The organism is Achromobacter sp. 18P8.1.1 (assembly GCF_057799415.1).
Genome location: NZ_JBYOKH010000045.1, coordinates 33,985 through 54,701, shown reverse-complemented (window position 1 = coordinate 54,701; position 20,717 = coordinate 33,985). Strand labels below are relative to the sequence as shown.

General features: G+C 68.0%; 18 protein-coding genes. 7 read left to right on the top strand and 11 right to left on the bottom strand.

The features are described 5' to 3' along the window. Positions 1 to 80: 80 nt before the first annotated feature. The 5 genes from ccmE to ccmI are packed head-to-tail and all read left to right on the top strand — an operon-like array spanning position 81 to position 4,870. Complete coding sequence (gene ccmE, locus AC27VE_RS23680; protein ID WP_088588521.1) at positions 81 to 542, top strand: cytochrome c maturation protein CcmE; 462 nt, start codon at positions 81 to 83, stop codon at positions 540 to 542. Next, complete coding sequence (locus tag AC27VE_RS23675) at positions 539 to 2,548, top strand: heme lyase CcmF/NrfE family subunit (RefSeq protein WP_488705143.1); 2,010 nt, start codon at positions 539 to 541, stop codon at positions 2,546 to 2,548. The genes ccmE and AC27VE_RS23675 overlap by 4 nt, the downstream gene beginning before the upstream one ends. After that, positions 2,548 to 3,069, top strand: a complete 522-nt coding sequence (locus tag AC27VE_RS23670; RefSeq protein ID WP_006224208.1) for a DsbE family thiol:disulfide interchange protein — start codon at positions 2,548 to 2,550, stop codon at positions 3,067 to 3,069. The genes AC27VE_RS23675 and AC27VE_RS23670 overlap by 1 nt, the downstream gene beginning before the upstream one ends. Before the next feature lie 2 nt (positions 3,070 to 3,071). Next, complete coding sequence (locus AC27VE_RS23665; protein ID WP_488705142.1) at positions 3,072 to 3,548, top strand: cytochrome c-type biogenesis protein; 477 nt, start codon at positions 3,072 to 3,074, stop codon at positions 3,546 to 3,548. Beyond that, positions 3,545 to 4,870 carry a c-type cytochrome biogenesis protein CcmI gene (gene ccmI / locus AC27VE_RS23660; RefSeq protein ID WP_488705141.1) on the top strand — a complete coding sequence of 442 codons (1,326 nt, stop codon included), beginning with the start codon at positions 3,545 to 3,547 and terminating at the stop codon, positions 4,868 to 4,870. The genes AC27VE_RS23665 and ccmI overlap by 4 nt, the downstream gene beginning before the upstream one ends. 26 nt (positions 4,871 to 4,896) lie before the next feature. Here the strand turns inward: ccmI and AC27VE_RS23655 are convergent, their stop codons facing one another. The 4 genes from AC27VE_RS23655 to AC27VE_RS23640 form a co-directional block, all read right to left on the bottom strand. Further along, on the bottom strand, positions 4,897 to 8,094 hold the full coding sequence (locus AC27VE_RS23655) for a tetrathionate reductase subunit A (protein WP_488705145.1): 3,198 nt from the start codon (positions 8,092 to 8,094) through the stop codon (positions 4,897 to 4,899). 54 nt (positions 8,095 to 8,148) lie between these two features. Continuing rightward, positions 8,149 to 9,183 carry an NrfD/PsrC family molybdoenzyme membrane anchor subunit gene (gene nrfD, locus AC27VE_RS23650; RefSeq protein WP_488705140.1) on the bottom strand — a complete coding sequence of 345 codons (1,035 nt, stop codon included), beginning with the start codon at positions 9,181 to 9,183 and terminating at the stop codon, positions 8,149 to 8,151. A gap of 19 nt (positions 9,184 to 9,202) precedes the next feature. Continuing rightward, positions 9,203 to 9,964 carry a sulfate reduction electron transfer complex DsrMKJOP subunit DsrO gene (gene dsrO, locus AC27VE_RS23645; RefSeq protein WP_088588527.1) on the bottom strand — a complete coding sequence of 254 codons (762 nt, stop codon included), beginning with the start codon at positions 9,962 to 9,964 and terminating at the stop codon, positions 9,203 to 9,205. Between the two features lie 690 nt (positions 9,965 to 10,654). Next, entirely contained in the window at positions 10,655 to 11,191 is a 537-nt protein-coding gene (locus AC27VE_RS23640; protein ID WP_488705139.1) for a DNA-deoxyinosine glycosylase, read from the bottom strand. A gap of 166 nt (positions 11,192 to 11,357) precedes the next feature. Here AC27VE_RS23640 and AC27VE_RS23635 point away from each other — a divergent pair, with 166 nt between their 5' ends. Both AC27VE_RS23635 and AC27VE_RS23630 read left to right on the top strand, forming a co-directional pair. After that, positions 11,358 to 12,221: a pirin family protein gene (locus tag AC27VE_RS23635; RefSeq protein ID WP_488705138.1), complete on the top strand. Its 864-nt coding sequence runs from the start codon at positions 11,358 to 11,360 to the stop codon at positions 12,219 to 12,221. Between the two features lie 237 nt (positions 12,222 to 12,458). Next, positions 12,459 to 13,487 carry an AraC family transcriptional regulator gene (locus AC27VE_RS23630; RefSeq protein WP_006224217.1) on the top strand — a complete coding sequence of 343 codons (1,029 nt, stop codon included), beginning with the start codon at positions 12,459 to 12,461 and terminating at the stop codon, positions 13,485 to 13,487. A 78-nt stretch (positions 13,488 to 13,565) separates the two neighbouring features. On the opposite strand, the gene AC27VE_RS23625 is transcribed toward AC27VE_RS23630, so the two are convergent. The 7 genes from AC27VE_RS23625 to AC27VE_RS23595 all read right to left on the bottom strand — a co-directional run bounded on the left by AC27VE_RS23625 (position 13,566) and on the right by AC27VE_RS23595 (position 20,623). Further along, positions 13,566 to 14,462, bottom strand: a complete 897-nt coding sequence (locus AC27VE_RS23625; RefSeq protein ID WP_427955191.1) for a SphA family protein — start codon at positions 14,460 to 14,462, stop codon at positions 13,566 to 13,568. After that, positions 14,459 to 16,081: a phytoene desaturase family protein gene (locus AC27VE_RS23620; RefSeq protein WP_488705137.1), complete on the bottom strand. Its 1,623-nt coding sequence runs from the start codon at positions 16,079 to 16,081 to the stop codon at positions 14,459 to 14,461. The genes AC27VE_RS23625 and AC27VE_RS23620 overlap by 4 nt, the downstream gene beginning before the upstream one ends. 24 nt (positions 16,082 to 16,105) lie before the next feature. Further along, entirely contained in the window at positions 16,106 to 16,615 is a 510-nt protein-coding gene (locus AC27VE_RS23615) for a flavin reductase family protein (RefSeq protein WP_006224219.1), read from the bottom strand. Further along, entirely contained in the window at positions 16,612 to 17,853 is a 1,242-nt protein-coding gene (locus tag AC27VE_RS23610; protein ID WP_488705136.1) for a styrene monooxygenase/indole monooxygenase family protein, read from the bottom strand. Before AC27VE_RS23610 ends, AC27VE_RS23615 begins: the two co-directional genes overlap by 4 nt. 60 nt (positions 17,854 to 17,913) lie before the next feature. Beyond that, positions 17,914 to 18,702, bottom strand: a complete 789-nt coding sequence (locus AC27VE_RS23605) for an SDR family oxidoreductase (protein WP_488705135.1) — start codon at positions 18,700 to 18,702, stop codon at positions 17,914 to 17,916. Between the two features lie 209 nt (positions 18,703 to 18,911). After that, positions 18,912 to 19,541, bottom strand: coding sequence for a class I SAM-dependent DNA methyltransferase (locus AC27VE_RS23600; RefSeq protein WP_488705134.1), 630 nt, complete (start codon positions 19,539 to 19,541; stop codon positions 18,912 to 18,914). Then, positions 19,538 to 20,623, bottom strand: a complete 1,086-nt coding sequence (locus tag AC27VE_RS23595) for a PDDEXK nuclease domain-containing protein (protein ID WP_488705133.1) — start codon at positions 20,621 to 20,623, stop codon at positions 19,538 to 19,540. The genes AC27VE_RS23600 and AC27VE_RS23595 overlap by 4 nt, the downstream gene beginning before the upstream one ends. Between the last annotated feature and the right edge of the window lie 94 nt (positions 20,624 to 20,717).

The window sequence follows — 20,717 nt, the reverse complement described above, 5'->3', positions numbered from 1 at the left end:
GGTGGTGTGGGGGTTGTGGTGGGGCGCCGCGCGCGCGCCCGGCGCCAGGCCGCACGCAGGCAAGCTGGCGAGGGACGACCATGACGCCGCGCAAGCGCCGCATGTTCGCCATCGCGGGCGGCCTGGGGCTGCTGGCCATCGCCACCGCGCTGGTACTCAATGCGCTGCAATCGAACCTGGTGTTCTTCTTCAGCCCCACGCAGGTGGTGGCGAAAGAAGCCCCACGGACCGGGAGCTTTCGCGTGGGCGGGCTGGTGGAGCAAGGTTCCGTGCGCCGCGAGGCCGACGGTCTGACCCTGCGGTTCATCGTGACCGACACCGCGCATACCGTGCCCGTGACCTATCAGGGCCTGCTGCCCGACCTGTTCCGCGAGGGCAAGGGCGTGGTGGTGGCGGGCAAGCTGGACGCCGATGGCGTGTTCCGCGCCACGGAAGTGCTGGCCAAGCATGACGAGAACTACATGCCGCCCGAGGCCGCCGATGCGATCAAGCGCGCCGGACAAGCCACGGCTGCCAACGCGATGCGGGAGCAGCCCCGATGATCCCCGAGATCGGCCTGTTCAGCCTGATCCTGGCGCTGCTGACGGCGCTGGCGCAAGCCACCCTGCCGCTGATCGGCGCCGCCACCGGCTGGCAGGCCGGACTGCGCGTGGCGCGGCCCGCCGCTGTGGGCCAGTTCTGCCTGACCGTGCTGGCCTTCGGCTGCCTGGCCTGGTCGTTCGTGCACAACGATTTCTCGGTGCTGTATGTGGCAGGCAATTCCCACGCCGACCTGCCTGCCGCCTACCGCTTCGCGGCCGTCTGGGGCGGACACGAGGGGTCGCTGCTGCTGTGGTTGCTGCTGCTGACCGCCTGGACGCTCGCCGTCGCCGTGTTCAGCCGCCGCCTGCCCCTGGCTTTCGCCGCCCGCGTGCTGGCCGTGATGGGCTGGATCAGCGTGGGCTTCCTGCTGTTCCTGCTGTTCCTGTCAAACCCTTTCGAACGACTGATGCCGCCGGCCATGGCCGGGCGCGACCTGAATCCGCTGCTGCAGGACCCCGGCATGATCGTGCACCCGCCCATGCTGTACATGGGCTATGTGGGGTTTTCCGTTGCCTTCGCCTTCGCCATCGCCGCCTTGCTGTCGGGCGAACTGGATGCGCTGTGGGCGCGTTGGGTGCGCCCGTGGACGCTGGCCGCCTGGACCTTCCTGACCATCGGCATCCTGCTGGGCAGCGCCTGGGCCTACTACGTGCTGGGCTGGGGCGGCTGGTGGTTCTGGGACCCGGTGGAGAACGCCTCGTTCATGCCCTGGCTGGCGGGCACGGCCCTGATCCACTCGCTGATCGTCACCGAGCGCAGGGGGGCCTTCCGCAGCTGGACGGTGCTGCTGGCGATCTGCACGTTTTCGCTCAGCATCCTGGGAACGTTCCTGGTCCGTTCCGGCGTGCTGACCTCCGTCCACGCCTTCGCGGTGGATCCGGGCCGCGGTCTGTATATCCTGGCCTTCATGACCGTGATCGTGGGCGGTTCGCTGACGCTGTACGCCTGGCGCGCGCCGACGGTCGGGCTGGGCGGCGGCTTTTCGCTGCTGTCGCGGGAATCGCTGCTGCTGTCGAACAACGTGGTCCTGACCGTGGCGGCCGGCTCGGTGCTGCTGGGCACGCTGTATCCGGTAGTGCTGGACGTGCTGGACTGGGGCAAGATATCCATCGGCCCGCCCTACTTCGAAGCCGTCTTCGTGCCGCTGATGACGCCGGCCATCTTCCTGATGGGCGTGGGGCCCATGGCCCGCTGGAAGCAGGCCGGCATACCCGACCTGGGCCGACGGCTGCGCGTGGCATTCGGCGTCAGCGTGGCAACCGCCGTGCTGCTGCCGCTGGCGATGCCGGGCCCGCTCCGGCTGGGCTCGCCCATGATCATGCTGGGCCTGTGGCTGGCGGGCTGGTCGGTTGCCAGCGCCGCGGCGCACGCCCGGCAGCGCCTGACGGACGGCGACGGCCATTGGCTGCGTCGCCTGGGCCGCCAGCCGCGCGCCTGGTACGGCATGTTGCTGGCGCACGCCGGCGTGGGCATTTTCATCGCCGGCGTCACCTTGGCCAACGGCTACGAGGTCAAGCACGAATTGCGCATGGAACTGGGCGCCACGCAGGAAGCCGGCGGCTACCAGTTCACCTTCGCCAGCCTGGCGCCCGCCGCCGGGCCGAACTACAGCGCGCAACGCGCGGTATTTCCCGTCACGCGCAACGGCAACCCGGTGGTGACGCTATATCCCGAAAAGCGCCTGTACACCGTGCAGGACATGGCGCTGAGCCAGGCCGACATCGACAGCGGCTTTAGCCGCGACCTGTTCGTGGCGTTGGGCGAGCCCGTGGGCGATGGCGCGTGGACGGTACGCATCCAGGTCAAGCCCTTCATGACCTGGATCTGGACCGGCTGCCTGCTGATGGCGCTGGGCGGCCTGCTGGCCGCAGGCGACAAGCGCTACCGCCGCGCCCAGGAAGCATCGGCGCGCCGCCCCGAGGGCGAGGCGGCCCCCGCCCCCCGTCCGGCGCGGGAGGGGTACTGATGCTGCGCTACCTGCTGCCGTTAGGCGTCTTCATGGCGATGGCCGTCTTCCTGGCGATGGGCCTGTCGCGCGATCCGCGCGCGGTGCCGTCGGCCATGATCGACAAGCCCGCCCCGGCGATCAGCCTGCCGCTGCTGCAAGCGCCCGGCCAGCAATTGGACGTGCAGTCGTTGCGCGGCCAGGTCTGGCTGCTGAACGTGTGGGCGTCGTGGTGCGGCCCCTGCCGCGAAGAGCTGCCGGTGCTGCGCGAAGCCGCCCAGCGCCACGGCATTCCACTGTACGGGTTGAACTACAAGGACAAGCCCGAAGATGCGCTGGCCTGGCTGGCCCGCAACGGCAACCCCTACATCGCATCCGCCAGTGACACCGACGGCCGGGTCGGTATCGAATACGGGGTCTATGGCGTGCCCGAAACCTTCGTGATCGACGGCGCCGGGCGCATCCGCTACAAGCAGCTGGGCCTGATCACGCCCGACATCTGGCGCAACCGCATCCAGCCATTGATCGAGGGGTTGCGATGAGAATGCCCGGCCTTCTAGCCGCCGCGTCGCTGGTGCTGGCATTGGCGCTGAGCCTGGCAGCGGCGCTGGCGTCCGCCGCGCAAGCACCGCCTGCCCTGCCCGCGTTGTCTTCCGCCGACCAGCAACGCGCCGACAAGCTGGCCCATGGACTGCGCTGCCTGGTCTGCCAGAACCAGACGCTGGCGGACTCCAATGCGCCGCTCGCCCACGACATGCGCAACCTGATCCATGCCCAACTGGCCGAGGGCCGCAGCGACGCGCAGATCATGCGCTTCTTCGAAGACCGCTACGGCGATTTCGTTCGCTACGACCCGCCGTTCAAACCCATCACCTGGCTGCTGTGGCTGGGGCCGTTCGCGTTGCTGGCGCTGGGCTTCTGGGTATTGATGCGTACGCTGAAACGCCGGTCGGGCGCCCGCGCGCCCCTGACGGCCGACGAACGCGCCCGTGCCGCCCGCTTTCTGGATACCGGTTCATGACAACCCTCTGGCTCGCCGTCCTGTTGCTGCTGTTAGCGACACTGCTGTGCCTGATCCCGCCGCTGGTACGCCGCGCGCCGCCCATTGACACCGCCTCCGACGCCAATGTGCGCGCGTTCTACCTGGCCCAGCGCGAACAATTGCGGCGCGACAGGCAGAACGGCAGCCTCACCGCCGATGGCCTGGCGCGCGCGGAAGACGAGTTGCAGCGCGACCTGCTGCAAGACCTGGCCCAACGCCAGCGACAGGCCGCGCCGGTGCGTGGCCAGCGCGCGGGTGTAGCGACCGCCTGCCTGCTTAGCGTGCTGATCCCGGTGGCCGCCGTGCTGCTGTACGGCAAGCTTGGCAATCCCCGCGCGGCGGCAGACGTGTCGGTCATGGCAAGCGCCGTCGAACCGCACGCGGACGACACGGGCGACGACATGGCATTGGCCATCAATGCGCTGGCGCAGCGCCTGCGCAACGCGCCCGACGATGCGGACGGCTGGTACACGCTGGCGCGCTCTTATGAAACGCTGGGCCGCTACACCGATGCGGTCGCGGCTTACCAGCAGGTGTTGCGCCTGGTTCCCGGCCAGCCCGCCGTGTTGGCTGACCTGGCCGACGCCCTGCTGTCGGCCAATCAGGGGGTACCGGACGCCAATGCGGTCGCGGCCGTGGTGCAATCGCTGGCCGCGCAGCCGGATCAGCCCAAAGCCTTGGCGCTGGCGGGCATGATGGCGTTGCGGCGCGGCGACGCCGCCGAGGCGCTGGCCCATTGGGAACGGCTGCAAGCCCTGCTGCCGCCGGACTCCGAGGCCGCGCGGCAGCTCCAGTCCAATATCGCCCAGGCCCGCACGATGACAGCCGGCGCGCCATCCGCGCGTAACACCACGGAGACCGCCCCGATGAATGCGACGGGGGGTGCCACGTCGGGTACCACACCGCAGGCCGCGCCGGTTGCACCTTCCGCGGCGCCGCCCGTCGGCGATGCCACGGCCGCCCGCATCAGCGGGCAAGCCCGCATCGCGGACGCCTTGCGCAGCCAGGTCCAGCCCGGCGATACCGTATTCATCCTGGCGCGGCCCGTCGAAGGGTCGCGCATGCCGCTGGCGATTCTGCAGCTGCGCGTTTCGGACCTGCCGCGCGCGTTTGTGCTGGATGACAGCAACGCCATGTCGCCGGACGCAACGCTGTCACGCGCGAACCGCGTGCAGGTGGAGATCCGCATCAGTCGTTCCGGCACAGCCGCCGCCCGGCCTGGCGACCTGAGCGGCGTGCTGCCCGATGTGGCCGTCCGCGCGGACGGCCTGGAACTGGTGGCCGACACCGTCGTGCGCTAACACGACTGGGCATCGGCCACGCCAGCCTAGGCGCGCTCGATCCGCGCCGGCAGGCCCTGGCGCACGGCCGCGCCAGACACCCAGTCGATCCAGACGTTGGCGTGTTCACCTCGCGTGGCGTCGCCGAAACCCAGGTCGTTCAGGTTGACCCCTGCCGCCAGTGCAGGATCGTGCGGCATGGGTTTGCCGTCGACCACGTGGGCGCGTGCGCCCAGCTCGGTGTGGCCATAGCCGTGCTCGATGCCGACTGCACCCGGCTGGATGCCGTCGCGCAGCAAGGCCAGCCCGGTTACGGCGCCGCCGGGCGTCACGATGCGCACAGGGTCGCCGTTGCGCAGCCCCAGGCGTTCGCCATCCTGCCGGTTGATCGACACCGGGTTGTGCGGATGCACCTGGCGCAGACGGTTCACGCCGATCGACATGGAGCTCATCAGGTTCGATTTGAACGAGCTGAGCAGGAAGGGCCATTGCTGCGCCGGGTACTCCGTGCGCACGTCGCGGCCATCGGCCAGGCGTGCGGGATACCAGGTCGGACAGCCGCTGTAGCGTTCGCCGGTCATCGCATGGCGAAAACCCGCGAGTTCCTCGCTCCAGACCTGCAGCGGCTTGGCGTAAGCCTGGCGGGTCTGGCGGTTCTGGCCCTTGTCGACCCAGGCGTCTTCCATCTTGTCGAAGCGGCCGCCCCGGCTCATCAGCATGGCGACCTGCCGCCATTCGCCAGGCTTGAGCTTGTGCTGCAACAGGCTGCGATAGCGGTCCACCCCGGTCAGCGCCATGTCGTCGTCGCTGGCCTCGGGCACGGCGCGGCCGGCCGAGAACGCGATGTTGGCCATGCCGCGCAGGAAGAAGTCCTCGGGCGTGTCCAGCGCGTACTTGGCGCCGTCCTTGTCAGAGATCGCGTTCTGGCCAAAGCCTGGCATGCCCAGGCGCTTGGCACAGGCAATCAGGAAAGTTTCCAGGCAGACCGGCTCGTTGGTGGCGGTGCGTGCCACGCGCGGTTGCACGGCCGGCCAGCGCACGGTGGAAGCCTTGGCTACCACGTCGGCCCAGGGCGCCGACACGCCCCAGCTTTCGTACGTGACCGTGTCCGGCACGATGTAGTCGGCCAGCGCGTTGGTTTCGTTGATGAACGGGTTGATCGAGACCGACAGCGGCAGGATGCGCGGGTCCTTCATCTTGTCGATGATCACGCCCTTCAAACCCGCAATGCCGTAAATCGGGTTGCTCATGTGGTTGAACCAGACCTTGGCGCGGTACGGATACCCCGCCAAAGCGGACGCCAGCATTTCAGAACTGAGGCCGCCGGTGGCCGGATACCAGGGCGCGGACGCCGGATACGCCGGCTGCCCCGCCGCCTTCTTGCGCTTGAATTCGCTGGACTTCTCGTACGGGTAGCGGTTGCGCGACAAGGCAACGCCCTTGGGCGTGGCGCGGTTGGCGAAGCCGGCGATGTTGTAGCGCGGGCCGGGGCCGTAAGGCGGGAACGGACCGGCATCCAGCACCAGACCGCCGTCCACGTTCAGGTTGCCCACCAGCGTGTTGAGCATGGCAATGGCGTAGGCCGTGTAGAAACCCGCGCCGCTCATCGTGCCGCCATGCGCGTCGGCCACGGCGCACTTGCCGTAGCTGGTGAAGCGCTTGGCCAGCGAGGCGATCTTGTCGGCCGGCACGCCGCACAGTCCAGCGTATTCGTCCAGCGACTTGCGGTGCGATTCCTCGCGCAGCAAGGCCAGGGACGAGCAGACGCGCACCGTTTCCGCGCCGCCTGCCACACCCGGCACGGCGATGCGCTCATCGACGAACAACGTGGCCGGCGACGCAGTCGTGTGCGGCGCCAGCGTGCCGTCTTCCAGGCGCACCGCATAGACGTCTTCCCACTTTTCGTCGGCGTCGGCCGGCCGCGGCCAGCCCAGGTCTGCGCCGCGCACGAAACTGCCCAGCCGCGGGTGGCCGGGTTCAGCCACCACCAGATGCGTGGCGTTGGTCCAGGCGGCTTCGTCAGCCGCCTTCATGGCGTTGGGGCCGGGTTGCGCCAACATGCGGGCATCGAAGCGTTCGTTGTCCAGGATCCAGCGGATCAGACCCATCGCCAATGCCAGGTCGCTGGCGGGATTCACCGGCACCCACTCGTTGCCTGAGCCGGCCGACAGGCTGGAGGACGCGGGCAGCATGGGCGACACGACCACATAGGTGAAGCTGTCTTCCTCCGGCCGCACGCGTGCTTCGGCCAATTGCCGGGCCTGGCGCTGGAAGGGGTTGCCCGCTTGCGCCGGCGCTGCGCCGATGAAGAGACCAAAGCGCGCGTTGTCCCAATCCGGCTTGCCGTGCGGCATACCCTTCAAGTCGCCCAAGGCGGCGCCCGCACCCACGCGGAAGCTCTGGCCGCAGTACGAGCCATGGTTGCTGAAGTTGACCGTGCCGAAGGACTGCGCGGCAAAGCGCTGGATCAGGGGCGTGCGGCCTTCGTTGGAGGCGTCGGTGAAGAGGAATTGGTTGACCTTGGCGCCGTACTCCGGATTGTCAGGGTCCAGCAGTGTGTCGCGGTCGAAAATGGCGCGCAGGCCTTCCACATGGCCTTCGCCGAAGAGGTCGCCGCCTTCGCACACTTCCTGCACCAGTTGCTCGAACGAGATGGTCTGCCACTTGCCTTCGCCCCGCCCGCCCACGCGCTTCATCGGTTGCAGCACGCGGAACGGACTGTTCATCTGTTCCAGCATGGCCGAGCCGCGGGCGCAGGACGTGGCGCGGCCTTCCAGGCCGTTCTCGCCGCCGAGTTGCGCATAGACCTCGCGCACGGGCGTTTCCATCGCGGCGGGGCGCGTGGTGGCCAGCGGGTGGTAGGGGTTGCCCGCCACGCGCAGGATGCGGTTTTCCTTGGTGTCCACGCGCAGGCGCACGCCGCACTGGGTCCAGCAGCCCAGGCAACTGGACGGGCTGACCGTCTGGCCCGGCTGGGCGGACAACACGCCGGTCAGCGGGTCGATGCGGAATTCCGCCGTCAGCGAATTGCCGCGCACGGCATGGGCGGTGGGCACGCCGGCCGTGCCGTGCGCCAGGCCCTTGACCGCGCGGGTGACGGTTTCGCCATAGCCGGCCGCAAAGGCCGCCATGCCGCCGGCCACCATGCCGCCTCGCACCATCAACTTGCGCCGCGCCGCGTCCTGCAGCGCATTGTCGGGCGCGTCGGCCGCGCCAGGCTTGTCGTCTTCGTGTTGCTTGTCCATTGCTTTGTCTTCCATGTGCTTTCGTCTTGCGGCCGCTTTTGCCGCTTAGGCCACTCAGGCCGCCATGCCGCGCGCGTGCGCCGGGAACCGCTCCAGGGCCCAGGTCACTGCGGTGACCAGCGCCACGCACAGGCCCAGCACTCCGACCATGCCCAGCAGGCCGTCGCTGCCCCAGGGCATGTCGTACAGGTAGAGGCCCGCGCCATACTTGGGCACGCCCTGCACGCTCATGAACACCACCCAGCGGAAGATCCACGCGGCCGCCAGCATGGTCAGCGCCAGGGTGGCCGACGGCAGCGGAGCGGCCAGCGCCTGGGCCGGGCGCTGCAGCAGCGCGATCATGCAGAAGGCCGTGATGACGGCGCCCGCCAGGCTGATGCGCCAGATCGGGAATTCGGCGAACAGCCGTAGGGCCGCGTCGAATGACGGATCCACGCCCAGCGTGCCCAGCACGGCCCAGGCACCGGCGCCCAAGGCCATCAGCACGACGGCGGCCAAGCTCAGCTGGCGCAGCATGCCCACCGGCAAGGCGTTCATGCCGCCGGGCAGCCAGCGGCCCACCAGGAACATGGCGCCCAGCGCCCCCAGCCAGGCCGTCAAGGCGAAGTTCACGGGCAGGAACACGGTGTGCCACAAGGGCCGCGAACGCAGCACCATGACTTCGGCGCCGGTGTAGACAAGGATCGACACCGCCGACAGCGCCAGGGCCACGCCCAGGAGGCGCACCCAGGCGATGCGGCCCCACCACCACGCGGCGCAAAACAGCACGGCCAGGCCCACGAACACGGGCAGCAGCAAGGCGCCCAGCCACATCCACGACCATGGCGTGACATGCGCGTAGAAGTGCCAGAACCTGCCGGGCTGGTGCAAGTCGGCCAGCAATGACACCGGCGCGGCGACGGCGGTCACCAGCAGCACGGTCGCGGCCGCCGGCAGCAGCCGGTGCGCGGACGATCCGGCCGGGCCGAAAGCGGCGAAGGCGGCGGTCAGCGCGGTGGTGGCGCTGATGCCGATAAGAAAGAAATACTGCACGGCCCAAGGCAACCAGGCGGCGTCATAGACCGGCGTGAGCAATTCCGAGATCTGCATGAAAGTCCCCTGTGATGGCTCAATGTCCGCCAGCCAGGCGCACGCCGGCCTGGCCGTCGACCTGGTGCACGAACGCGTCGGGCAGGCCGATGTAATAGACGTGGGGGTCGGTCTTCATTTCGGGTTTCAAGACCTTGATGTCCGCCTTGTGTTCGACGAGCAGTTTGGAGATGGCGCTCTCGGGGTCGTTCATGTCTCCGATGACGCGCGCACCGCCGACGCAGCTTTCCACGCAGGCCGGCAGCAGGCCGGCTTCCAGGCGGTGTTCGCAGAACGTGCATTTGTCGGCCGTTTGCGTTTCGTGGTTGATGAACCGGGCGTCGTAGGGACAGGCTTGCACGCAGTAGGCGCAGCCGACGCAGCGTTCGTTGTCGACCAGCACGATGCCGTCTTCCCGCTGGAAGGTGGCTTGCACGGGGCAAACGGGGACGCAGGGCGGGTTGTCACAGTGGTTGCAGAGGCGGGGCAACATGACCATGGCGCAGGGGCCGCCGTCGTCGGGGGTGACTTCGTACTGCAGGACGGTGGTGCGGAATTGCCCGATGGGGGGCAGGTTTTCCATGGAACAGCTGACCGTACAGGACTGGCAGCCGATGCATTTGCGCATGTCGACGACCATGCCGTAGCGCTTGCCGGGGATGCCGGGGCGACGCGGAGGTTGGCCGTTCAGGCCGGTGGCTTCGGCGTGGATGGGGATGATGGTGGCGGCGGCGCTCAGGCCGAGGAGTCCTTTCAGGAAGCCGCGTTTACTGGGTAGGGGGGGTTCGGGTGAAGGGGGCATTGCTTGGGGCTCCGGGGCGGTTACTTTTTGTTGTTATTAACTTATCACTAGGAGTTATATAGGGGGTTGATTTGAATCAATTGGGGGACGGATACGGGGCAAGGAGTCGCAGGTTGCCGTTGCTGGTTGCTGGCTGCTGGTGCTGGTGCTGGTGCTGGTGCTGGTGCTGGTGCTGGTGCTGGTGCTGGTGCTGGTGCTGGTGCTGGTGCTGGTGCTGGTGCTGGGTTCTTGGGGCGCCGGTTGTCGCGCGGGCGGGGGTGGCGCGGCCAACGATGACGGTCCGGCCCGCGGGGGCCGGACTTCCCCGTCCTCATCCTCGTCCGCCTACGGCTCCCTTCGGATTCCGTCGGGCGTCACCGAACGGCCGCCCCACCCCCGCCCGCGCGACAACCAGCTCCAGCAGCGTCATGCCAAGGCCGCTGGGGAGAGCGGTGTGCTTGGCGTTCTGGTGGGGGTGAGGATGCCGCTGGAAGGGGGTGGCATGCCCGCCCGAAAAGGCCGCCCTGCGCGGCCTTTTCGGGCATACGTGTTGGGGGTTGCGGGGGCCGGAGGTGTTGCCGGGGGGGGGCGGGAGGTGTTGCCGGGGGGTGCGGGAGGTGTTGCCGGGAAGCTGCGGGCGTGTTGCGGGCGTGTTGCGGGGGAGCTGGGGGGTGTTGCGGGGGAACTGCGGGGGTGTTGCCGCCGTGGTGTTTAGGCAGTGAGTGCTTGTTGCCAGGCGGCGAGCTTTGTCTCGAAGGAGGCGGCGGCGTGGGCGGGGCTGGTGGAGGGGAGGTCCACGTATTCCAGGTTTGTTTGGGGTAGCGTGGGCAGGACGTGGCGGCGGTAGAGGGTGGCGGCCTTGCCGCCGTTGAAGCAGATGCGGGTGATGGCCGGGTGGGCCGTCAGGAAGGCGGCGAAATCGTTGGGGATGAGCGTGTCGTGGCGGATGTTGGCGTCCAGGCTGCCGGGGCGTTCGCAGGCTTGCAGGACGTCCCACAGGGCGATGCCGGCGGCTTGCAGGGCTTGCAGGCGGTGGGGGTAGTCCAGGGCGGGATCGAAGCCCAGGACCTGCGCGGCGATGGGCCAGAATGCGTTGCGGGGGTGGGCGTAGTAGCGGACTTGCGCTAGCGACGCCACGCCGGGCATGGAGCCCAGGACCAGCACCCGCGAATGGGGGGTTGCGACAGGGGCGAAGCCCCAGACGTGGTGGTTGCGCCCTTCCTGGGCAGTGTCCGCGCGTAGTTCCATCGGGCAAGGATACGACAGACGGCAGCGGGCGTGACGGCGCGGGGCATCGTCCGATCTATGGAACAGTGCTTATCAATAGGGGGGACTACCGAAACCAGCGTTCCGCCCTTATCTTTAACCCTATGACGAACGACCCCGCAGGGGTCGCGCAATAGGAATAGACGCCATGAAGAAGATCCTCGGTTTGCATGCTGCTCCCCGCCCCCACTGGGTGGGCGACGGCTTCCCGGTGCGCTCGATGTTCTCCTACAACGACAAAGGCAAGAACGTCAGCCCCTTCCTGCTGCTGGATTACGCCGGCCCGGCCAAGTTCGAGCCGGCCGACCATCCGCGCGGCGTCGGCCAGCACCCCCATCGCGGCTTTGAAACCGTGACCATCGTCTACAGCGGCGAGGTTGAGCACCGCGACTCCACCGGCAATGGCGGCGTCATCGGTCCCGGCGACGTGCAATGGATGACGGCGGCCTCGGGCATTCTGCATGAGGAATTCCATTCCCCCGCGTTCACCCGGTCGGGTGGCGAGCTGGAGATGGTGCAGCTGTGGGTCAACCTGCCTGCCCGCGACAAGACCGCGCCGGCGGGTTACCAGGGCATCCTCAATGCGGACATCCCCGTGGTGGCGCTGCCGGACAATGCGGGTTCGCTGCGGGTGATTGCGGGCAACTTCGCGGGCCAGGCCGGTCCGGCGCGCACCTTCACGCCCATGGACGTGTGGGACGTGCGGCTGAATGCGGGCAAGACCGCGACGTTTCCCGTCGCCGCAGGCCGCAACAGCATGCTGGTGGTGCTGCGCGGCACGGTGCTGGTCAACGGCGAGTCCGTCGCCCGCGACGCGCATCTGGCGCTGTTCTCGCAGGACGGGGAAGACATCACGGTCGAAGCCAACAACGACGCCGTGTTCCTGGTCCTGAGCGGCGAGCCGATCGATGAGCCGGTGGTGGGATACGGTCCGTTCGTGATGAACTCGCAAGCGGAAATCGTCGAAGCCATCCAGGACTTCAACGCCGGCCGCTACGGGAAGATGCACTGACGCCACGGGGCGGGCGCCGTCTGCCCGCCCCAGGCCTTAACTCCTTCATTTGACGGCGATTAAGCCGTGCGCGAAAAACCGTGGCCCTGGCCGCGGTTTTTTGCATTCCGCGGATAGGCAGTGCAGGAAACGGCCAGGCTCCCCCGGCGCGGGACGGGTTTTCCACCAGTCCCCCCCGCCCTGCGCAGCTTTACTATCGAATCCTTCCAGGCTCCCACGCGGGAGGAAACCCCTGCCATGATCAACCCGACGCCGTCCGCCACCAGCACTACCTGGCCGCCTGCCGCGCCGCGCATCGAATCCGTCCTGGGGCTGCCGGCGCAGCAGTTGTTCGCCTCCGGCGACCTGGACGAAGCCCGCTCCATGGTCGGCCGGGTCATGCGGCCGCATCAGTTGGGCGTGGTGGGCGCGATGCAGCGCCTGGATGCCCGCATGCATCACCAGCCGCTGGGCGATGTCTCGTTGAACCGGTTGCGCTACGGCGCCCATGTCGAGATCCGCCCCGGCCCGCTCGAGGACTTCTTCCTGGTGCAGATGCCGCTGGCGGGATCGGCCCGCATCAGCAGCGGTCCCCAGCAAGTGGACTCCACGCCGGATGTCGCGTCCGTGGTCAGCCCGGACGACGACCTGGCGATGCGCTGGAGCGACGACAGTGATCAGTTCATGCTTCGCGTGGGCCGCTCCCTGCTCGAGCGCACGCTGATGGGTCAACTGGGCTGTACGCTGGATCGGCCGCTGCGCTTCCAGCTGGGATTCCGCTGGCGCGATTGCCCGGCCTGGCGCTGCCTCATGACGTATCTGCTGGACTGTTCGTCGCAGCACGCGGACCTGGCCACGCACAAGTTGATCGTGCACCAGATGGAACAACTGGTCGCGGCCACCCTGCTGTCGGCCCATCCGCACAACTACACCTGCGTGCCGCCCGGCCGCCGCGCCGCGGTGCTGCCGCGCCACGTGCGCAGCGTGCAGGACTATCTGCAAGCCCACGCGCACGAACCCGTCAGCGCCGAACAACTGGCCCGCATCGCTGGCGTCAGCGTGCGCAGCCTGTATGCGGGGTTCAAGGAATTCCTGGACGTGAGCCCCATGCACTACCTGCGCGACCTGCGCATGGAGCGCGCCCGCGCCGAACTGCTGTCGGGCGAAAGCCACAACATCGCCGCCGTGGCACTGCGCTGGGGCTTCGCGCACATGGGCCGCTTCAGCGCCGGGTACAAGGCACGGTACGGCGAAAGCCCCAGCCAGAGCTTGCGTCGTTGCGGGTGAGAACACGCCTGGGCGAAAAAGGTCCAGCACGACGGGGCCGCGCTGGACTGGGGTCGTGCCGGGGCGCCCCCCCCGGCCTTAAAACGGGATCGCCAGCTTCACGTACAGCTGCGAACCTTCTGGCCGGTTCTTTACCTTGAATTCCTGCTGCCATTTGGCGGTGAACAGCCAGCCCTTGTCGTTCAGGTAGCGCACCGACGGGCCGACCCCGAACGCGCGCGCCCGGCCCGCGGCGCTGTTCGGTCCGCTGTCGTCCGTCACTTGCTGGAAGGCGTGGCCGCCTACCCCCAGCACCCAGCCCTTGCCCACGCCCCAGCCCAAGGCGTAGTCGGCATGGATCGCCTGCCCCGAACGGGTGTCCGTGGCGGAGTTGCGGAAGTTGAAGTCGTACATCAGCTTCAGGTCGGCGTTGAAGCCATCCGGGCTGATGCGGCTAAGCGCGAACACGGGCTGGGCGGTCCAGTAGTTCTTGCCCAGGCTGGACGGGTCCTTGCGGTCGTACTCGCCGGTGGGCGCATACATGTCCAGTCCGACGACGTAATGCAGCGTCGGCGACACGTGATAGCCCAGCGCCACGCCCAGCGTCATGTCGCCCAGGCCGGTGCTGCGGTAGCGTTCGCCGGCCGCCTTGAACGTGACGTCCAGGAGCGGCGCGATCGCGTGGAAGGCCAGTTGCCCGCCCATCACCTGCTGCTCGGTCACCCAGATCAGACGTGGCGCCAGCACGTTGACGTCGACCTTGAAGCCCGGCACCGGCACCCGCTCGCCATCGTTGCCGCGCAGCGTGTCGTAGCGCGCCCCGCCGCCGTAGACCAGCATGTGCACGCCGGGCGGCGGCAAGGCGCCGGACATGAAGTTCTCGAGGCCGTCGGGGTAGATGCCCAGCCCGCCGCCTTCGGTGGCCTGGGCCGCCGTGCCTGCCAGCGCCAATGCCACGGCACAGGCCAGCCGCCGGCGTTCAAGGTGTCTGCTCATGTTCCGCTCCTGCCCCCACGGGGCGCCAGATGTTGCGCGACGAGATAGCCGGAGCCGCCACCCAGGCCGGGGCCTGGATGGGTGGCGGCGCCGATGTGGAAAAGGTTGGAGAGCGGCGTCCGATGCGCGCGCGCGCCCTGGCTGCCGGCAAAGGGCCGCAGCCAGAAGAATTGGTCGGGCGAGCACACGCCCGAATAGGGATCACCGCCCACCAGGTTGCAGTTCAGGGCTTCAAGGTCTGCCGGGCAATAGCTGCGGCGGCCGACGATGCGCTGCGCCAGCCCCGGCATGACTGGCTCCAGCCGCGCCTGCACGCGGTCGGCCACTGCCTCGCGCAGCGCGGCGTTCCAATGCCCGTCTTCGGGTGCCGCGATCTCGCCTGCCGCGTCGCCTTTGACGCGCACCGGCAGTTCCTGCATCTGCACCCACAGGATCCAACCGCCTGCCGGGGCGCGTGACGGGTCCACCGCGACGGGCTGGCCGATGGCCAGCGTGGGGCGCGCCGGCAACAGGCCGTTGTTGGCTTCGGTCACCGATGCGCACACCTGCTCCATGCTCTCGGTCAGATGCACCAGCGGCACATGACGCAATTCGGGGGTCAGCCAGTCCGGCGGCGCGTTCAGCGCGAAATGGATCTGCATGCCGCCGCGGCCGTAGCGGTAGCCGGCTGCGCGCTGGCGCACGGGTTCGGGTGCGTCGGGCAGTAGCTGGCCGTACAGTTGCCCGGGCGTCACGTTGCAGACCACCGCCTCGGCCGCGCGGTATTCGCGGCCGCCCGCCACCACGCCGACCGCGCGGCGCCGACGGCCGTCTCCTCGGGTCAGCACGCGTTCGACCGCGGTTCCGGTCAGCAATCGGCCGCCGTGCTGCTCGATCACTTTCGCCAACGCCTCCACCACGCCGCTGCCCCCGCCCTTGACCACCGGCATGCCGCCGGCCACGACGGCCGCGAAAGTCAGCTTGCCGATCAACGCAGAGCACGCGTCGTCGGGGCCCAGCCCCGTATGCAGCACCCAGGGTGCGATCAGGGCGCGCGCCGCGTCCGACCGCAGTTCGCGTTCGGCCCATCGGCGAAACGGTTCCAGGGACGCCGCGGCAAAGGCGGCCAGGCCGTCCATGCCGCGCTTGCGCCATTCCTTGAACAGCAGCGTGAGCATGCCCGCGCCGTACGGATTCTGCCCCAGCATCCCGAACGTCAGCGCGGCGTCCTCGCCGAAAAGCCGTTGCGCCATGGCGGCAAATGCCGCGCCATCGCCCGGCGCCCAGGCGTCCAGCCGCTGCGCGCTGTCCTGGATGTCCTGCTTGAGTGCCAGCCCCGAACCGTCGGGCCGCACCAGCCCGGTCGTGTACTCACCTTGCAGGAATTCCAGGCCGGCTTCGGCCAGCGCGGGCTTTAGCGCCGCATAGGCCGGGCTGCCCACAAACAGCGGATACCAGCACGACAGCACGTCGTGGTGGTAGCCCGGGAACAGTTCTTCGGTGCGGATGCATCCGCCCAACCGGTCGTTGCGCTCCAGCACCAGCACCGACTTGCCGCGCTGCGCCAACAGCGCGGCGCACACCAGCGAATTCATCCCGCTGCCGACGATGACGACCTGCGCATCTGAGTCTGTGGCCATGAATCACTCCAACGGGAAAGGCCGCTACGCGGCGGTCAGCGCCGTGAAGCGCCCGGCATGGAACACCAACGGCGTCGCCGCGACGCTGGCCACGCGCAGCACGCGCCCGAACAGCAGCAGGTGGTCGCCCGCGGCGTTCTGCTGGTCGTTCGCGCACACCAGCGTGGCGACGGCGCCGGCGATCGCAGGCACGCCCTCCGGCACTTCATGCAGCGGCGTGCCGTCGAACTTGTCGGCCACCGCCGAACTGGCGAATCGCATCGCCAGCGCTTCCTGGCCGCAGGCCAGCACGCTGATGGTGAAGTGGCTGCAATCGCGGAACGCCGCCAGATTGGGCGAATGGTTCACCAAGCTCCACAGCACCAGCGGCGGATCCAGCGACAGCGAGGCGAACGAATTGATGGTCAGGCCAACCTTGCGGCCGTCCGGGCAGCGCGTGGCCACGATGGCCACGCCGGTCGGGTAGCTGCCCAGCACGCCGCGCAGGACCTTGGGGTGCAGGTCGGTGCTGCCCCAGTCCAGCGGCGCCGTCATGCCGCCGCCCGTGCCGCCTTCGAGGCGATGAACGCTTCGCAGGCGAGTTCGTCGCGCCACCACGGGAAGAACGACGGGGGATGGTTGAACCCATTGGCGACGGCGCTGGCCAGCGCCGGCGAATCCTCGGCCGCCTTCAACAACTTGAGCAGATGCGGCGCGGGCGGCATCAGCATCGAATTCGTCCATTCCACCACCGCGCCGCCGTAGTCCCAGAAGCGTTCGAAGGTCTGCTGCATCCATTCGGCCGTAAAGGCGGCGTCGCCATGCGCCAGGATCGCCTCCAGATACACGGCGCAAGCCTTGGTCGCGTTGTTGGAGCCTTGTCCGGTGATGGGATCGTTGGTCACCACGGCGTCGCCCAGGCCGAACACCAGACGGCCCGACGGCAAGGTCATCACCGGCTTGCGCACCGTGGGCGCGAAACTGCCGGCCAGGATACCGTTGGCGTCCGTCAGCTCTACTGCCTTGCAGCGGTCGGCCTCCCAGGGCAGGTAGGTGCGCAAGATATCCAGGCTCTGCGCCAGGTGCGCCTGCGGCGACTTGATGTCGCGCCAGCAATCCATCGGGCCGCCGGGAATCCCTTCGAACACCATGATTTCGCAGGGGCCGCCCGTCGTCAGCGCCGGGAACACGAAGTATTCGCCTACGCCGGGAATCAGGTTGAAAGCGACCCGCGAGTAGTCGGGCGCGGGGCGCATGCCGGCGACGTAAGTCAGCGCCAGCGCGCGCTGCGGCCGATCGAATTGCGACCGTTGCGCGTCGCGCTCGAACAGCTTGACGACATCGCCCTTGCCGGCGGCCAGCAGCACCAGGTCATGCGATGCGGCCAGCAGTTCCAGCTCGCCCACGCCGCCGTCCTGGATCAGCAGCCTGCCGCCGCGGGCCTCGAACCGTTCCATCCAGGCCGGCATCTTGATGCGCTGGTCCACCGCCTGCGCGGAATGGTCCAGGCGCGCGGCCCAGTCGATCAGTTTGTGCCCGGGCTGCTCGGGATGCGGCACCGTCAGCCCGATGCCGTCGACGGTAGGACAGTCGGCCTCCCATTGGTTCAGGCCCAGGTCACGTTCGATCTGCAACGACGCATCGAACATGCATTGGCTGGACATCACTTTGCCGTTGCGGATGTTGTCCGGGTCGCGATTCGTGACCACGGTGACCTCGTACCCTTTGTCCAACAGCCCCAACGCCAGGGGCAGTCCGGCCTGGCCGCCGCCCACGATCGCGATTCGACGCATCATCCCTCTCCTTTCGTTTGGATTGCCCGCCGCCCTTGCCGCGGGCCTGTTCATGGCTCGTTACTGCGCCAAACGGGGAATCGCCGGCCGCGCCTGCTCCGGCCCCATGGCGGAGTAGCCGCCATCCACCGCGTAATCGGCGCCGGTGACAAAACTGGCGTGGTCCGACAGCAGAAACGCGACCACCTCGGCCACTTCGGCCGGATCGCCGGCGCGCCCCAGCAAGTGGTAATCGGCGGCCACGCGATCGGTCTTGGCGCGGTCGCCTTGCGTCAGTTCGTCCATCACGCGCGACCACGTCCAGCCCGGCGATACGGAATTAACGCGGATGCGGTCAGCCGCGTAGTCCATGCCCAGGCTGCGCGTGACCTGCAGCAGCGCCGCCTTGGACACCGGATACAGCCAGCGGCCGGTCTGCGCGACGCGCGACGAGATGCTGGTGAAGTTGACGATGGCGCCGCCGCCGGCGGCCAGCAGATGGGGATGGACGGCGCGGGCGGCCATCACGGCGCTCACGACGTTGATGTCCAGCGCCCGCAGCCAATCGGCGCGGCCGGAAGCGGCGCCGTCGTCCAGGTAGGTCGCGGCCAGGTTCACCAGATAATCGATGCGGCCAAAGTGGGACGCGGCCTCGGCCACGCCGCGCGCCAACTGCGTGTCGTCCGAGATGTCCACTTGCCAGAACCGCGTGGCGGCCTGGTCCGCCCCGGCCACGCGTTCGCCATTGGCGGCGTCGATGTCGAACAGCGCCACGCGCGCGCCCTTGTCGCGCAGCGCCTGGACCACGCCCGCGCCGATCAGCGTGGCGCCGCCGGTCACGATGGCAACCTTGTTTTGCAGACCCTTCATCGCATCACCTCCGCATTGCTGACTGAGTGAGGCGAATACTGATGCCGCGCCGCGTGGTGGGCGTAGCCGGATCCGGCAGCCGCTATCCGCGGACTGCGCTTATTCGAGGAAATGGGGATACAGGCTGGACACGATGGCCGGAATTCGCAGCCGCTGTCCGTTTTCTGCCAAGGCGCCGCCCGTGGCGGCAGCGCCCGATGCGCACCGCGCTAGCCTATACGCCGCCAGACGCTGGCCAGCCAGGGCTGCTGGTCGCGCGGCAGTCCTTCCGGGCGGTAGTAGTGTTCCAGCGCTTCGAAGCCGGCGTCCTCCAGCAGGCTGCGCCAGCCGTCCAGGTCGTGGTAGACGCCATAGCGCCCACGGTTCCATCCTTCCTGATTGCCGCCGCGCGGGTTCGAGCTGAACAGCACGCCGCCCGGTTTCAGCGCCGCGCGCAGCGCGCGCAACACCTGGGGCAGTTCCTGGCCGGGCACATGAAACAGCACGGCATTGGCGAAGATGCCGTCAAAGCGTTCGGCGGGCAACGCCAGTTTCAGGAAATCCTGGTGCCAGACTTCGCAGCCACTGGCCACGCGCGCCATGGCGACAAAGCTGGGCGTGCCGTCCAGCCCCACCGGCCGATGGCCCAGCGCGACGAAGGTCTTCAAGTCGCGGCCGGGTCCGCATCCCAGGTCCAGGATGTCGTAGGGTGGCTCGCCCTGGATATGCCGCAGCAACGCGGCGATGTTCTGGCTGACATCGTGGTCGCGCGTGCCGGCCTCGAACGATTCCGCGTTCTCTTCATAGTGCGCGAGCGTCAGCGCGCTGATCTTCGCAAGGTCTTCCGGGTCCAGTTTCATGAAGCCATTGTGCCTCGTTCCGCCATGCCCCGCAGTTCGATCTGCGCACGCGCCCGGCAAGCGGCCTGCTGCAACCGTTCCACCAGCACCGCCCGCGGCGGCAAGGCGGTCAGATACTCCGCCACGTGTATGCCTGACTTGTCCAGTTCCAAGAGCTCGATTTGTTCGGACTTCTTGCCCGCGCAAAGGATGATGCCGAGCGGCGCGGCTTCCTCGGGCTCGCGCTCGAATTTATCCAGCCATCGCAGGTAAAGCTCCATCTGGCCTTTGTAGGCCGCCTTGAACTCATCCACCTTCAACTCCACCGCCACCAGCCGGCGCAACTTGCGGTTGTAGAACAGCAAGTCAAGGTAAAAGTCCTCGTCGTCGATCTGGATGCGCTTTTGCCGGGCCACAAAGGTAAAGCCCGCGCCCAGTTCAAGCAGGAAGGATTCCATGTCGCGGATGATGGCCGCTTCCAGGTCGCTTTCCTGCCAGGTGTCGCGCAGTTCTAAAAAGTCGAGGATATAGGGATCGCGCATCACCAGACTGGGCGACATCCGCTGCGCATTGCGCAGGGATTCCAATTCCTGTGCAACCAGCCTGTCCGGTTGACGAGACAATGCGGTGCGCTCGTAGAGCATTGAGCCGATCCGCTCGCGCAGCGTTCTGACGCTCCAGCGATCAATTCCGGCCATGTGCGCATAATATTCGCGTTGCCGTGGATCCTTCAGGGCCAGGAGCAGCACAAAGTGCGACCAGCTCAATTGTCGCGACAGCGTCGCGACAATTTCCTCGACCGGAAAAGTCACTGCGAATTTGACCATCCGGCGCAGGTTTTTCTCTCCGAAGCCTCGCCCGTAGTCGCGGGCAAGCTGCCCTGCCAAGGTCGACAAGATCTCCTCGCCATACCCTGCCCGCCTGCCGGCCAACACTTCGGTATGGATGCGATGGCCAACACGCCAGAACAGCAGGGTCAATTCGGCATTGACGGCGGCCGCCGCACATTGATGCGCCGCGTCGATCAAAGAACGGATGTCGCCTAGCAGGGTTTGCGTTTGTCGCTCGTCCACAGCGGACTTCGTCAATTTCGGTTTCGCCACAATGACTCCTTAAATATCCCGCTGGCTCGCAATGCCCCAGGGAAAAGTCATCATGAAATAGAAAAGCCCGCGTGCCTATGCGGCACGCGGGCTT

Coding starts and splice junctions, on each gene's coding strand:
- ccmE (WP_088588521.1), top strand. CDS start 81: ATGACGCCGCGCAAGCGCCGCATGTTCGCCATCGCGGGCGGCCTGGGG.
- AC27VE_RS23675 (WP_488705143.1), top strand. CDS start 539: ATGATCCCCGAGATCGGCCTGTTCAGCCTGATCCTGGCGCTGCTGACG.
- AC27VE_RS23670 (WP_006224208.1), top strand. CDS start 2,548: ATGCTGCGCTACCTGCTGCCGTTAGGCGTCTTCATGGCGATGGCCGTC.
- AC27VE_RS23665 (WP_488705142.1), top strand. CDS start 3,072: ATGCCCGGCCTTCTAGCCGCCGCGTCGCTGGTGCTGGCATTGGCGCTG.
- ccmI (WP_488705141.1), top strand. CDS start 3,545: ATGACAACCCTCTGGCTCGCCGTCCTGTTGCTGCTGTTAGCGACACTG.
- AC27VE_RS23655 (WP_488705145.1), bottom strand. CDS start 8,094: ATGGACAAGCAACACGAAGACGACAAGCCTGGCGCGGCCGACGCGCCC.
- nrfD (WP_488705140.1), bottom strand. CDS start 9,183: ATGCAGATCTCGGAATTGCTCACGCCGGTCTATGACGCCGCCTGGTTG.
- dsrO (WP_088588527.1), bottom strand. CDS start 9,964: ATGCCCCCTTCACCCGAACCCCCCCTACCCAGTAAACGCGGCTTCCTG.
- AC27VE_RS23640 (WP_488705139.1), bottom strand. CDS start 11,191: ATGGAACTACGCGCGGACACTGCCCAGGAAGGGCGCAACCACCACGTC.
- AC27VE_RS23635 (WP_488705138.1), top strand. CDS start 11,358: ATGAAGAAGATCCTCGGTTTGCATGCTGCTCCCCGCCCCCACTGGGTG.
- AC27VE_RS23630 (WP_006224217.1), top strand. CDS start 12,459: ATGATCAACCCGACGCCGTCCGCCACCAGCACTACCTGGCCGCCTGCC.
- AC27VE_RS23625 (WP_427955191.1), bottom strand. CDS start 14,462: ATGAGCAGACACCTTGAACGCCGGCGGCTGGCCTGTGCCGTGGCATTG.
- AC27VE_RS23620 (WP_488705137.1), bottom strand. CDS start 16,081: ATGGCCACAGACTCAGATGCGCAGGTCGTCATCGTCGGCAGCGGGATG.
- AC27VE_RS23615 (WP_006224219.1), bottom strand. CDS start 16,615: ATGACGGCGCCGCTGGACTGGGGCAGCACCGACCTGCACCCCAAGGTC.
- AC27VE_RS23610 (WP_488705136.1), bottom strand. CDS start 17,853: ATGCGTCGAATCGCGATCGTGGGCGGCGGCCAGGCCGGACTGCCCCTG.
- AC27VE_RS23605 (WP_488705135.1), bottom strand. CDS start 18,702: ATGAAGGGTCTGCAAAACAAGGTTGCCATCGTGACCGGCGGCGCCACG.
- AC27VE_RS23600 (WP_488705134.1), bottom strand. CDS start 19,541: ATGAAACTGGACCCGGAAGACCTTGCGAAGATCAGCGCGCTGACGCTC.